This is a genomic window from Luteitalea sp. TBR-22, from assembly GCF_016865485.1.
Taxonomy (GTDB): Bacteria; Acidobacteriota; Vicinamibacteria; order Vicinamibacterales; family Vicinamibacteraceae; genus Luteitalea.
In genome coordinates, this window is the sequence record NZ_AP024452.1 from 3,017,836 (window position 1) to 3,030,041 (window position 12,206).

Genomic DNA, 12,206 nt, shown 5'->3' on the forward strand with positions numbered 1-12,206 from the left:
TTTTGACGTAATTCAAATCGCCTCCTATCCTCGGTTTGTGTCCACCACCGAGCCCCCGGGGACCGACGATCCGCGCCGGCGTGAGGCGCGCGGCCTTGCCGTGGGTCTCATGCTGGTGGCCATCGCCCTGACGGCTGTCGTGTGGGTGCTGGCCGCACATCGATCGCACGACATCCTCACCGTTCGGCACCTCCAGAACGCGGTCTTCGGCCCACAGCCGGTGCTTCCCGGGCCGGTGGGCACGACCCGGGCGCAGATCGAACGGCTACGATCCATCGAGGGGCCCCTGCTGCTCGAGTCGGTGCTGCCCGACCAGGCGGGTGTGCTCTGGCTCTTTGCGCTGGTCGTGTGCCTGATCGGTTTTGCCGGCCCGCCAGGGCGCGCCGAACTCGCCGGCCTGCTCGCGCTGGGCCTGCTCCTGTTCGACATCACGAGCGACCTGTCCCGACTCGACGACCCCGTGTCGTGGCAGTTGATGGACTGGACGTTCACCGCGATCGTCGCGCTCAGCGTCGCCCTGGCGGGGGCGGCCATCTTCCGGAGTCGACGACACGCGGCCGGCCTCTGGCGACCACCGGTGACGGCTCCCACGCTGCGCGCCGCGGCCGTGACTCTCCTCGCGCTCAGCCTGGCCATCACGCTGATCCGCTTTCCGGACGACGCGGGGTTCTACACCAACCTGGGGGCGCAGCGCCTGCGGGAGCGCGGCTGGTTCCCGTACGGCGACCCGGTCCTGAGCGGCTCGGCCGCCGCCGGCTACGGGCCGGTGCTGTTCCTGGTCCACCTGCCGTTCCAGGCGCTGCTCGACCCGACGGTCCCCAATCCCGCATCTCCCGAGTACCTGCAGATTCGGTACGGTCATAACTACCTGCTGCCGCCGGCCCAGGCGTCGCAACTCGCCACCGCGAGCCTGCATCTGTTGGCCGTGGGCGCGCTGTGGCTGATCGTGCGCCGTCAGGTCGGGAGCGCCGCCGCGTGGGGCGTGCTGGCTCTCTACCTCGCGAGTCCCTTCGTGCTCGGCGTCGGCGGCGTGCACGAGTCCATCGGTGGCGTGACCTTCATCTCCCACGTCGCGCCGACGGCGCTCGCCCTGCTGGCCCTGGCTCTCGAGGCCCGCCCGCTGTGGGCCGGGTTTGCCCTGGCGGCCAGCGTGGCCACCGTCTTCGCGCCGTTGTTCTTCGTTCCGGCCTGGGTCGGCTACTACGCACACGACCGCCGGGCGCTCGCCCGCTTCGTGGCAGGGCTGGCGCTGGCCGCGGTGATCATCGGCGGCCCGGTGCTGTGGCGCACGCGCCCGATACCCGGGCGCAGCGTGATCGCGACGGTGGTGCACGACACGGTCGGGCACCACCAGGGCGCCGACATGTATGGCCAGAGTCCCTTCGGGTTCTGGGGGGGACGCGATGGCTGGCGGGCGCGACTGCGCAACGAACTGGTGCCCGGCGTGTCGGTGAGCAGTCCCATGTTCGCCGCGGCGCTGGCGTTCATGGTGAGCGGCGCGTGGCTCGGGCGCGGCCGCACCCCTCGACAACTGGCGGCGCTGATGGCCGCCATGGGCATCGCCAGCCAGCTCTGGAAGATCCACGGCACCGGGGTCTACGTGAACTGGTACCTGCCCTTCCTGTTGATCGGCATCTACGGCGCCGACGGCGTGCCGGGCCCCTCCGCCCCTGTCCAGGAGACGCACCGATGAACGGCAACGGAGCGATCAGGACGCTCAGCGTCCTGGTGCCCATCTACAACGAGCGCCACACCGTGGAGCGCCTGCTGCGATCGGTGGCGGCGGTGGACACCGGCCTCGAGGTCGAGATCCTCGCCGGCGACGACGGATCGACCGACGGCACGCGCGACATCCTGCAGGCATTGCGGCTGCCCGGGCTGCGCGTCGTGCTGATGGACCGCAACGTCGGGCGCGGCGGCGTCATCAAGCACCTGTGGTCGCTGGCCACCGGCGACGTGCTCCTGCACCAGGACGCCGACCTCGAGTACGACCCCGCCGACTATCCGGCGCTGCTCGCGCCGCTGGTGCTCGGGTCGGCCGACGTCGTCTACGGGAGCCGCTTCAAGGGACACATCGCGGGGATGCGCTGGCTGAACCGGCTGGGCAACCACACGATGAGCGCCGCGACGCGGGCGCTGTACGGCGTGCGCGTCTCCGACCTCATGACCTGCTACAAGGCCTACCGGAGGACGCTGGTGACCGACCTGCACATCGACGCCGACGGCTTCGACTTCGAGGCGGAGTTCACCGCGCGCCTGGCGCAGCGCGGGGCGCGCTTCACGGAGGTGCCCATCCGCTTCGCCGGGCGCACGTTCGAGGAGGGCAAGAAGATCCGCGCGGTGGATGCGGTGCGCGTGATGCGCGAGCTGGTGCGCTGCAAGGTGACGGAGGCCGCACGTGGCTAGCGCTCCGATGGTCGGCGTGATCCTCGCGGCGGGGAAGGGTGCCCGCATGTACCCCTTCTCCGAGCAGCGGCCCAAGCCGGTGTTGCCCATCCTCAACCGCCCGTTGCTCGGCTACCAGATCGACGTGATGCGTGAGGCCGGGATTACCGACATCCACATCGTGGTCGGGCATCGCGGCTACCAGGTGGCGTCGGCGCTCGGCGACGGCGCGACCCTCGGGGTGCGGATCCGGTACGTCGAGCAGGAGACGACACTCGGCCTGGCGCACGCCGTAGGGGCCCTGGAATCGCGCATCGACGGCCCGTTCGTGCTCATGCTGGGCGACATCCAGTTCCACCTGTGCGGCCCGCTGCGGCCCCTGATGGACGAGGTGTCGTGCGGGGCAGTCAATGCCAATCTGGTGAGTCGCGAAGAGCCCGACCCCGAGATGCTGCGGCGCAACTTCGCCATCCTCGCCGACGACGCGGGCCGCGTGCGTCGCGTCATCGAGAAGCCCCGGTTCTCGACGACGCGGTTGAAGGGATGCGGGCTCTACGTGTTCGACGAGCGGATCTTCGACGCCATCCGGCGGACGCCCCGCACCGCCCTGCGCGACGAGTACGAGATCACCGACAGCATCCAGATCATGATCGAGGACGGCTGGGTGGTGCGGCACCATCCGATCGTCAGCCGCGACCTGAACCTGACGCGCGCCGAGGACCTGCTGATGATCAACCTGGCCGAACTGGCGCGCCGGAGCCTGCCGCGGTTGGTGTCGCCCTCGGCGCAGCTGGCGCCGGGCACCGTAGTGGAGCACAGCGTCATCGGCCCCGACGTGATCGTGCGTCATCCGATCCGCATCGTCGACTCGGTGATCATGCCCGGCGCGCACGTCGAGGCCCGTCACGACCTGACGCAGGTGGTGACCGATGGCGAGCACCTGGTCTATTGCCCCGACCTCGATCTGCAGGTCACCTCGTGACGCCCCGTCATGCGCTGGTGACCGGTGGCGCCGGCTTCATCGGCTCCCACGTCGTCGCGGCCCTGAGGGCGGGCGGCGCGGCCGTGACCGTCCTCGACGACCTGTCGATGGGACGCCGGGAGGCCGTGCCCGCCGCTGCGCGGTTCATCCACGGCGACGTGCGCGACGAGGCGGCCGTGCGACGCGCCCTCGACGGCGTCGACGTGGTGTTCCACCTCGCGGCGCAGGTCACGGTGCGCGGGAGCTTCGCGCGGTTCTACGAGGACCTCGACACCAACGTGATGGGCACCGCCTGCCTGGTGCGCGCGCTCGACCCGTCGCGGGTGCGGTGGTTCACGCTGGCCTCGTCGATGGCGGTGTATGCCGACTCGCCCGACGGCCACCCGGTGGCCGAGACGCACCCGACGACGCCGCAGTCGCCGTACGGGGTGGGCAAGCTGGCGGCCGAGGGCGTGGCGCGACAGGTGCTGGCGATGCGCGGGGTGCCGTGCACGGTGCTGCGCTACTTCAACACCTTCGGTCCCGGCCAGGCCTACACCCCCTACGTCGGGGTGATCACCATCTTCCTGACGCGGCTGCTGCGTGGGGAAGTGCCGGTCATCTTCGGCGACGGCGAGCAGCAACGCGACTTCGTGCACGTGCAGGACGTGGCGGCGGCGACGGTCGCCGCGGTCGGACGGCCGCCGGGCACCTACAACGTCGGCACCGGGCGTGGCACGTCGCTCACGGCGCTGGCGCGCCTGGCCATCGACGCGGCAGGTGTGCGCGGTGTCTCGCCACGGTACGAAGCCGCGCAGCCGGGGGAACTCCGGCACTCGGTGGCCGACGTGTCGGCCGCGCGCCGGGCGTTGGGATACCACCCGGAGCGGAGGCTGGCCGAGGAGATGCCCCGGGTCGTGGCCGACGTCGCGTCGCGCCTGGCGTCGTCGCGCCAGGCATAGGCGAGGCCTCGACCGACGTGCCAACGGGCAGGAACACGAAAGGCCGGGCGGGTGCCCGGCCTTCGTCGTGCCACGCGACGGTGGCGGTCAGGGGCAGACGGTCGCGGCGATCGGCTGGCGCGCCGCCTTGCGCTTCTCGGCGCTGGCGCGCACCAGGAACTTCGCGTAGGGCACCACCTGCTTGATGGCCGCCACGTTCATCTGGCAGGGGCTCAGGCAGGTCGGGCACTTCTCGTCGCGGATGTAGTTGCGGTGCGCCTGCGAGGCCTTGGCGAAGTAGACCGCCTCCGGATCCTCGGTGACGGCGTTGCCGACGACGTTGCTGTTCTCGCAGAAGAACATGCCGCCGTCAGGGTTCAGCATCAACCCCTGCGTCTGGAACGGGCAGGGCGCCGTGCGGTGGTAGCCGTTGGCGATCATGTCCGCGTAGTGCAGGTAGATGTAGTTCTGCCCGTCGAGCAGCGGGTCGTGGCGGACGCGGTCCATGAAGAACTCGCGCATCCGCTGCTCCTCCTCGCTGACCGGCTTGATGTCCTTGGCCAGGTCGGCGTTGCCCAGCATGGCCTCGGTGAAGCGGACCATGTTGAACACGATGTCCAGCTTCTCCCGGCGCGCCCACGCCAGGATGTTCTCGGCATCGTCGAGGTTCATCGAGAAGATCGTCGTCGAGATCCCGAAGTTGAACGGGTACGTCTTCTGGAGCTCCTTCATGGCCGCGATCGTCTGCTCGGCCTTGTCGAAGCCGCGCTTCACGCGCCGCACCTCGTTGTGCATGTCGCCGACGCCGTCGATCGACACGCGGGTGCTGAAGATGACGCCCCGCTCGTGGCACATCTGCACGATCTTGGTGAGCATCGGGATGCCGCGATGCGGCGTCAGGCCGGTCGTGTTGAGCGTCAGCTTCCGGAGTTTGGGCAGCTTGTCGATCAGCACGCGGACGATGTCCACCAGGTCGTTGCGGGTCGTCGGCTCCCCACCCGAGATGCTGGCGTTCTCGATGTGTTTCCAGAGCGGGGAGTCGAAGACCTTCTCGATCTGCTCCAGGCTCATGTCCTCCTTGCGGTTGCCACGCGTCCAGTTGCTGCACATGTTGCAGCGGGCGTCGCACACGAAGGTGACGTGGAAAATCAACACGGTCGGGTGAAGCGCCTTCACCCGGCCGATGTAGCTGTTGACGAGGTCCCGCGGAGCGGAGAGAGCGGCCTTGGCGAGATACTTGGCCGCGTACACTTGCGCCATAAGTTCCTGATCCTACAGCCTGTTGTGGTCCGGAGTCAAAGTCGGACCAAGCTGGTCGCCAGCAATGCGAAATTTGAAATTCGAAATTGTGGCGCGCCGACTGCGTCGCGCGCGGCGAAGGCCGCAGGCCAAGCCGCCCCGAATTTCAAATTTCCAATCTCAAATTACCTGTTCCTCAGGTAGAGCCACGCTCCCGGCAGGTTGCCGAACAGGCCCGACAGCACGATGAGGGTCGACAGGGCCAGGGACAGTTCGTCGGGCACACCCTGCGGCCTGAGCAGCCACACCATGAACACCTGGGGCAGGCCGAAGCCGCTCACCGAGATGGGCAGCAGCAGCATCAGCAGGCCCACCGGCATGAAGACGAGGTAGTAGCTGAAGGGCACGGCAAGGTTCAGGCCGAGGCCCAGCCCGTAGGCCTGCAGGATACGAAGCAGTTGGACCAGCACCGACAGCGCGAAGACGGCGACCAGGGTGCGGGGTTGCTCCCGATAGGCCGCGACGCTGTCGGCGATGCGGAGCGGCAGCCGGACCGCGGTCCAGTCGTGCCAGGAGGCGGGCAGCCAGCGGATCCATCGGTCGGCCCATACGGCGACGCCGGAGCCCACGAACACCGCGGCGGCGCTCGCCACGGCGACCGCCTGCACCTGGGGATCGGGGTGGGTCCGTGCGTACACCGCCACGCCGAGTGCACCCATCAGCGCGATGGCGACCACGCCCAGGATCCGATCCACCGCGACCGAGGCGACCGCCGCGCCGCGCTGGGCGGTGCGCTGCCCGAGCGCGTAGGCTCGGGCCGCGTCGCCCCCGACCCCGGCGGGCAGGAAGCTGCCGACGAATGAACTGACCAGGAAGATCCGTGCCGCCGTGCCCGTCGTGATGGGGCTGCCCTGGGCGCGCAGGAGCAGCAGCCAGCGCCAGATCATCACCGCGCGGTCCAGAAGCACGAGGGCGGCCACGACGAGCAGCGCGACGGGGTCGGCGCGCACCATCGCACCGAGGGCGGCCCCGGCATCCACCTGGCGCATCAGGTAGGCGAGGATGGCGACGGTGATGGCGCCCCGCACCCACACCGAGCCGAGCCAGCGCGTCATGCGCGGGGCTTGCGTGCCACGAACGTCAGCGTCTCGAACAGGTTCTTGCGCACCTTGAACAGCAGGTCCTCGGTGCCGGTCCAGCGCGACAGCGTGTTCAGCCCGGGGACGTTGGCCAACACGGCCGCGGCGGCCAGCGCGTCGCGCCGCAGGCCCGTGGCCACGCCGATGCTCCGCACCACCCGCTCGACCACGAAGCCGCCGTCGTTGAACAGCTGCTTCATCCGGCGTTCGGTGGTCACGAAGTTGTGCGTGTAGTCGACGTCCCAGAAGAACGTGCGCTCCTTCAGGTAGTCGGGCACCACCACGAAGAAGACGCCGCCGGGCTTGAGCAGGCGAAGCGCGTCGGCGGTGAAGGCCCGGGCCGCGTCGATGCCCGGCATGTGTTCCATCACCTGGTCGGCGTACACGACGTCGAGCGAGGCATCCTCGCCCGGGATGGGCGGCGTGAAGGCCTTCACGACCTTGAAGCCCTTCTTCGTGAGGACGTCGATCAGCAGGTCGCTCGCCTCGATCGCCGTGTAGTCCCATCCCGCGGCACGGGCGAGTTCCCCGAGCGTGCCATGGCCCGGGCCAATCTCGACGAACCGCCCCGGGGGCTGGACCGCCTGATGGAGGAGACCCAGGCGCGTCCGTTCGATGCGGCTCCGGCGCGCCGCGCCGAACCCCGTGAGTTCCTTCTCGGAAAACGACTTGTAGAACGTGTCCTCGGCCACGGCGCCGGATCATAGCAGGCGCCCGCCAGCCGCCCCGGCCGGGATCGCGCCCTCCCGGCGATTCGGGAGGGCTTCCGTCCCCGACGAACAGGGGATTCGGATCCCGAGAATTAACTACAAAAAATTCGGTTGAAACCGGCGTTTATGTCGATGAAAATGCGGCATGCCTCCACGGGGTCGCCCCCCCAAGTTCGGCAAGCCTGCCAGTCTTGTGGCACTCACGCTGCCCGAAGACGCCATCGCCGAACTCGAGGCGATCGATCCCGACCTCGGCTGGGCCATCGTCAAGCTGCTCGACCTGGCCACCGAGGGACGACGCGGAACGCCAGCCGACCCGCCCGACGCCGAGCTGTTGCCGATTGGCCCCCGGCAGTTCCTGATCGTCGTCCGACAGGACGTGTTCGCCGGCCTGCCGCACGTGTCTCTGGTGCCGCTGGGCCAGGGCAGGGCCTTCCTTGCGTTCGCCCCGGGCCGCACCATCGAGACGCTCGAACTCGCGGTGCTCGACAGGCTCGAGAGCGGCCTGCTCACGCCTGACGAAGCCGTCCGGTATCGGGCCTTCCGGACGGTCCTCCGGGACTGGCGGCGCGACAGCACACTCCGCTTCCACGAACGCTCCATTGTCGTCGTCGAACGGAACGACGGCGGTGCGACCCGGAGGCGTCGCGCGTGAGCGCGCAGTCGCCCGCCACCCGCCGGCTCACCATCGGCGCGGCAACAGTGGGGGTGCTTGGCACGGCCTGGCTGTGCGTCGCGTCGTGGCGGGTGCTCTGGCTCCTGGCCGTCGGCCTCTGGTGGGTCACGCCCGGGGTGATCGCCCTGCGCCGCGCCTACCGCGACACGCGGCAGCCGTGGCCGTTGGCCCTGCTGCTCGGCCCGCCCCTCGGCTTTGCGCTGAGCAGCCTCGTGCTGCTCGCGGTCTGGTTACCCGGGTGGCACTCGGCATGGTGGCTGGTCGCCGCGCCACTGGTCGCGTGCGTGCTCGCCGCCGCGACGCCCTCGCTGGGGACGCGGCTGGTGGTGCCCCGGTTTGACCGCCGCGACGTCGTTGCCGTCGCGCTGGTGCTGCTACTGGTGCCGGCGGTCGTCGCCCGCCCCTACTCGCAGGTCGGCCGCGACCTGCCGGAAGGGCGCGCCTATCGCGCGTACTTCACCGCGGATTTCGTGTGGGCCATGGCCGTGGTGTCGGAGGTCAGCAAGGGCGACGTGCTGCCGCGCAACCCGTACCACGTCGACCAGCCTCTGCACTACTACTGGCTCGCGCACCTGTTTCCCGCGCTCGAACACCGCGCGCTCGGTCGCGCGGTGCGCCTCGACCACCTGCTGCTGGCCAATGCCGCGTTCGCCGCGGCGATGTTCCTCGGGTTCCTCTACGGACTCGCCAAGCACTTCGCGCGGGCGGCCGTGCCATCTGCCCTCGGCTGCGTGGCCGTGGTGCTCTGTACCAGTCCGGAAGGACTCATCGCACTGAGTGACCTGGCGCGGCAGGCGCGCCCGCTGGACCTCGTGCGCTACCTGAACATCGATGCGGTGGATCGGTGGATCTTCGGGGCCTTGCCCATCGACGGCCTGCAGCGCCTCTTGCTGTACCAGCCACAGCACCAGATCGGCTACGCGCTGGCCTGCACCGCGCTGCTGCTGATGGCGCAGCAGGGCAGTCGGCCGCGTGTGCGCACCGCCGCGATGGCCGCGACCGTGCTGGGGTGCGGCCTGCTGATCAGCACGTTCTCGGCCCTGATGGTGGCGACGATGCTGGCGCTCGTGGCCAGCGTCGTCATCGTGCGTGCCCGTGCGTGGTCGACCGGCATCGCGCAGGGCGCCGTCGCGGCAGTGCCGCTGGGCATTGCGGTGTGGGCGAGCCGGGCCCTGTCCTATGTGGTGAGCGACGACGGCGCGCCGCTGGTGACTGTCGGCCTCAATCCGATTGCGGCCCGGCATCCGTTCATCGGCCCCCTGGTGAGCCTCGGCCCGGTCCTGCTGCTGCTGGCCTTGGGCGGATGGTGGCTGGCGCGAACCGGGAGGCGTCAGACCCGGGTGCTGATCCCTGGTGTGGCCCTGGTCGTGTGCGCGTTCTACTACTACGCCGTCGACGTGCGCGACCACCAGGACGTCTACGTCGGCTGGCGCGCCGGCCACCTGCTGCTGATTCTCTCGAGCGGGATGATCGGCTGGACGGCATGGCGGCTGCTGCACGCGTCGGCGCGTCGGTGGAGCGCGATCGGCGTTGCGACCGTCGCGCTGCTCGTGACGGCCACGCTGCCGACGGTGGTGCTCGACCTCTACAACAGCCAGGACCTCACGAACCGGCAGATGGCGGCGGGTTTTCCCTGGACGCTCGTCCTCGGCCACGACGAGGTGAACGCGTTGCGGTGGATTGCCGAGCGGACGCCGCTCGACGCGCGCGTGCAGGTCGATCCGATCGCCCGCGACCCGGCCACCTGGGCCTACATCCCGGCCTTCGCCGAGCGGCGAATGTCGGGCGGGCTGCCGATCTCGATGATTCCGCTGCACCCCTACGAGGAGATCAGCGGGCGGATCAGGCGCATGTTCGACCGCACGACACCGGAAGGGATCTTCCAGGAAGCGCAGGCCCTCCGTATCGACGTGTTGTTGGTGGGCGGCGTCGAGAAGCAGGCGCATCCGCGACTGGAGGCGTTGCTGGCGTCGCGTCCCCAACTCTTCGTGCCCATGTTCAGGACGCGCAACGTCACGCTGTACGCCATCAGCGGACGGATGCGCGCGCAGGTCGCGGCGCGCCGCTAGCGCCGCAGCAGGGCGGGGCCGGCGTTGCCCTCGCAACGCTGGTCACGTGGAGGGGTGGGCCTGGCCCCCGGGAGGGCTGGGTCCACTCCTTCTCATGAATGCCGCAATGCCGTGATGCCGCAACGAGGGGAACGGCTCAGGGCTCGCGGCTCGAGGGCCGACGGCCGAGTGACGAAGGCCGACGCTCCGCCAGACACGAAGAGGCCGGTCGCCCCACTCGGGACGACCGGCCTCTTGCCTTCTGCGCGTGTGTCGTTCGACGACTAGTTCACGAAGCGGCCACGGCCGATCCAGCGGCCGATGGTGCCGGAGTTGATGGTCACGGCCGTCTGGTCGATCCATGCCGGCGACGGGCTGTTGCCGCAGTGGCCGAACATGATGTCGATGATGTAGACCGACGTGCTCAGGTTGCTCGGCCCGGCGCCGTAGTGGTAGTCGACGATGTCCTGGCTCGGGTCGTTGGCGTTGCCACGCTTGCCGTTGTAGCCCCAGCGGTTGTCTTCCTTGCGGAGTTCATCCACGAGGTAGTCCATGAATTCCCACGTGCCACCGTGCTCCTGGCACGAGCGGCGAACGAGGTCGGGGCGCGCCGCAAAGGCGGCGTTGACCACGTTCGACCGGTTGGGCAGCGGCAGGCGCGTGCCCGGCGCCGGGTCGGGCGTGCGGTTGGCGCCCGACACGGGCGCGGCCGGCGTCCGGAAGGTCCAGTTCGGCGACCACTGCGCGTAGGCGTCGCCGTACTCGGCGCGGACGCGCCACGTGTAGGTCGTGTCGAACTTCAGCTGCGAGGTCACCGTCCAGCTCGTACGACCGTTGCCGGCAGGCACGAGAGGCTCGGCGAGGAGCGTGCTGCCCTCGAAGAGCTGGAAGCGGTGCGCCACGGCCACCGTCGACACGTGGGTCGCCGTGGCGTTGGCCACCGACAGCGTCACGGGAATCGTGTTCGACGGGCCGAGGGTCGTCGTCGCGCCCGACTCGGGCGCCGGCGACGACGGCACGCTGGCCTTCAGCGTGGGCGTGCCTTCCGGCACGGCGGCAACGGCGCCAGAGCCGGGGGTGCCGCTGGGCGACACGGGGTTGGAGTTGCTGCTGCAGGCCGCGCTGGCGGCGAGCAGGACCACGAGACCGAGTTGAATCGCGTGCTTCATGTGCGTTCCGTCCTTGGGTGTCCGCGCGGGATCAGAAGGAAACACGGACGGCGCCGAAGAACTGCGCACCGCCGTACTTGACGTCCACGTCCCCGGTCGACCCGGGCAGGGCGACCGTGCCACCGGCATAGCGGAAGCCCACCGTCGCTCCCACCTTGCCCGAGTCGCCGAGTTCGAACGGGAAGTACGTCAGTTCCGCGCCGACGTTGATCGTGACGGCCGTCTTGTCGGCCGTCGAGAGCGTGATGTCCTGGATGGCCACCGTGGCGAAGTTGGGCGCCGCGTCCTGCTCGACGACGCGCGCATCGGTGGCGAAGTCGTGCTTGACCGTCACGAACGACGGGCCGCCGCCGAAGGCGAACTGCAGGTTCTCGCCGACCGGGATCGCCCACATCGCCGCGAGGTGGAAGCCGTTCTCTTCGTGCTTCAGGCCGCCGATGCTCTGGTTGGCGGTGCGGGGCCGGTTGAGGAAGAGCGGGTGGGGCACACTCGCCGTCACGGCGGTGTCCATCGTGTCGCTGTTGCGCGTGAAGTTCAGCGCGAGGTGCAGGTTGCGCCACGCGCGGAAGCCACCGCCGATGTTCCAGAGGGCGCCGCCGCCGTATTCCTGGGCGCCGGCGATGGTGCCTTGCTCGCCGTAAATCGTGAACGTCGAAGTGTTGGTGAGGTTGTGCGACCCGCTCTGGGCGCCGCCTCCCACCTGGATGTACACCCGCTGTTCGACGGCAGACGACGAGGACTGGGCCGACGCCACCGCGGGCGACAGCAACAGCCCGAGGATCAAGAGGGCTCGTGTATTCATGGACAGGTATCGATCTCCCGCAAGGCAGGTCGGATTCGTGGGCGTCCGTTGTGTTGACGTGTGACGCGGGCCCGCGAGGGCGCCACGCCGAGGATGTCCGCCGGGAGTCGGACACTCGATTGTTGGTTAGCCGCTG

The 12,206-nt window shown here is 69.5% G+C and carries 11 protein-coding genes; 6 read left to right on the forward strand and 5 right to left on the reverse strand.

Annotated elements, in window-relative coordinates; all coding sequences use genetic code 11:
- Positions 1 to 37: 37 nt before the first annotated feature.
- The 4 genes from TBR22_RS12405 to TBR22_RS12420 are packed head-to-tail and all read left to right on the forward strand — an operon-like array spanning position 38 to position 4,308.
- A complete protein-coding gene (locus tag TBR22_RS12405) occupies positions 38 to 1,693 on the forward strand; it encodes a hypothetical protein (protein WP_239493304.1) in 1,656 nt (551 codons plus the stop codon).
- Positions 1,690 to 2,406, forward strand: coding sequence for a glycosyltransferase family 2 protein (locus tag TBR22_RS12410; RefSeq protein WP_239493305.1), 717 nt, complete (start codon positions 1,690 to 1,692; stop codon positions 2,404 to 2,406). The genes TBR22_RS12405 and TBR22_RS12410 overlap by 4 nt, the downstream gene beginning before the upstream one ends.
- Positions 2,399 to 3,367, forward strand: a complete 969-nt coding sequence (locus TBR22_RS12415; protein ID WP_239493306.1) for a sugar phosphate nucleotidyltransferase — start codon at positions 2,399 to 2,401, stop codon at positions 3,365 to 3,367. Before TBR22_RS12410 ends, TBR22_RS12415 begins: the two co-directional genes overlap by 8 nt.
- Complete coding sequence (locus tag TBR22_RS12420; protein WP_239493307.1) at positions 3,364 to 4,308, forward strand: NAD-dependent epimerase/dehydratase family protein; 945 nt, start codon at positions 3,364 to 3,366, stop codon at positions 4,306 to 4,308. The genes TBR22_RS12415 and TBR22_RS12420 overlap by 4 nt, the downstream gene beginning before the upstream one ends.
- A gap of 87 nt (positions 4,309 to 4,395) precedes the next feature.
- Here TBR22_RS12420 and TBR22_RS12425 read toward each other — a convergent pair whose 3' ends face one another.
- The 3 genes from TBR22_RS12425 to TBR22_RS12435 form a co-directional block, all read right to left on the reverse strand.
- Entirely contained in the window at positions 4,396 to 5,547 is a 1,152-nt protein-coding gene (locus TBR22_RS12425) for a radical SAM protein (protein WP_239493308.1), read from the reverse strand.
- A gap of 164 nt (positions 5,548 to 5,711) precedes the next feature.
- Positions 5,712 to 6,641 (reverse strand): lysylphosphatidylglycerol synthase transmembrane domain-containing protein, encoded by a 930-nt coding sequence (locus TBR22_RS12430; protein WP_239493309.1) that lies wholly within the window; start codon positions 6,639 to 6,641, stop codon positions 5,712 to 5,714.
- Positions 6,638 to 7,357: a bifunctional 2-polyprenyl-6-hydroxyphenol methylase/3-demethylubiquinol 3-O-methyltransferase UbiG gene (locus TBR22_RS12435; RefSeq protein ID WP_239493310.1), complete on the reverse strand. Its 720-nt coding sequence runs from the start codon at positions 7,355 to 7,357 to the stop codon at positions 6,638 to 6,640. Before TBR22_RS12435 ends, TBR22_RS12430 begins: the two co-directional genes overlap by 4 nt.
- A gap of 163 nt (positions 7,358 to 7,520) precedes the next feature.
- Here TBR22_RS12435 and TBR22_RS12440 point away from each other — a divergent pair, with 163 nt between their 5' ends.
- The gene (locus TBR22_RS12440; RefSeq protein ID WP_239493311.1) at positions 7,521 to 8,030 is read left to right on the forward strand and encodes a hypothetical protein; all 510 of its coding nucleotides are present in this window, start codon (positions 7,521 to 7,523) and stop codon (positions 8,028 to 8,030) included.
- Entirely contained in the window at positions 8,027 to 10,120 is a 2,094-nt protein-coding gene (locus tag TBR22_RS12445; RefSeq protein ID WP_239493312.1) for a hypothetical protein, read from the forward strand. The genes TBR22_RS12440 and TBR22_RS12445 overlap by 4 nt, the downstream gene beginning before the upstream one ends.
- A 263-nt stretch (positions 10,121 to 10,383) precedes the next feature.
- Here TBR22_RS12445 and TBR22_RS12450 read toward each other — a convergent pair whose 3' ends face one another.
- Together TBR22_RS12450 and TBR22_RS12455 are read right to left on the reverse strand one after the other, a co-directional pair.
- Positions 10,384 to 11,268, reverse strand: coding sequence for a hypothetical protein (locus tag TBR22_RS12450; RefSeq protein ID WP_239493313.1), 885 nt, complete (start codon positions 11,266 to 11,268; stop codon positions 10,384 to 10,386).
- A 31-nt stretch (positions 11,269 to 11,299) separates the two neighbouring features.
- Positions 11,300 to 12,070, reverse strand: a complete 771-nt coding sequence (locus TBR22_RS12455; RefSeq protein WP_239493314.1) for a hypothetical protein — start codon at positions 12,068 to 12,070, stop codon at positions 11,300 to 11,302.
- Between the last annotated feature and the right edge of the window lie 136 nt (positions 12,071 to 12,206).

What these genes read in the sequence shown, in the direction of transcription:
- TBR22_RS12410 (WP_239493305.1), top strand. Translation starts at nt 1,690, where the DNA reads ATGAACGGCAACGGAGCGATCAGGACGCTCAGCGTCCTGGTGCCCATC.
- TBR22_RS12425 (WP_239493308.1), bottom strand. Translation starts at nt 5,547, where the DNA reads ATGGCGCAAGTGTACGCGGCCAAGTATCTCGCCAAGGCCGCTCTCTCC.
- TBR22_RS12430 (WP_239493309.1), bottom strand. Translation starts at nt 6,641, where the DNA reads ATGACGCGCTGGCTCGGCTCGGTGTGGGTGCGGGGCGCCATCACCGTC.
- TBR22_RS12440 (WP_239493311.1), top strand. Translation starts at nt 7,521, where the DNA reads ATGCCTCCACGGGGTCGCCCCCCCAAGTTCGGCAAGCCTGCCAGTCTT.
- TBR22_RS12450 (WP_239493313.1), bottom strand. Translation starts at nt 11,268, where the DNA reads ATGAAGCACGCGATTCAACTCGGTCTCGTGGTCCTGCTCGCCGCCAGC.
- TBR22_RS12455 (WP_239493314.1), bottom strand. Translation starts at nt 12,070, where the DNA reads ATGAATACACGAGCCCTCTTGATCCTCGGGCTGTTGCTGTCGCCCGCG.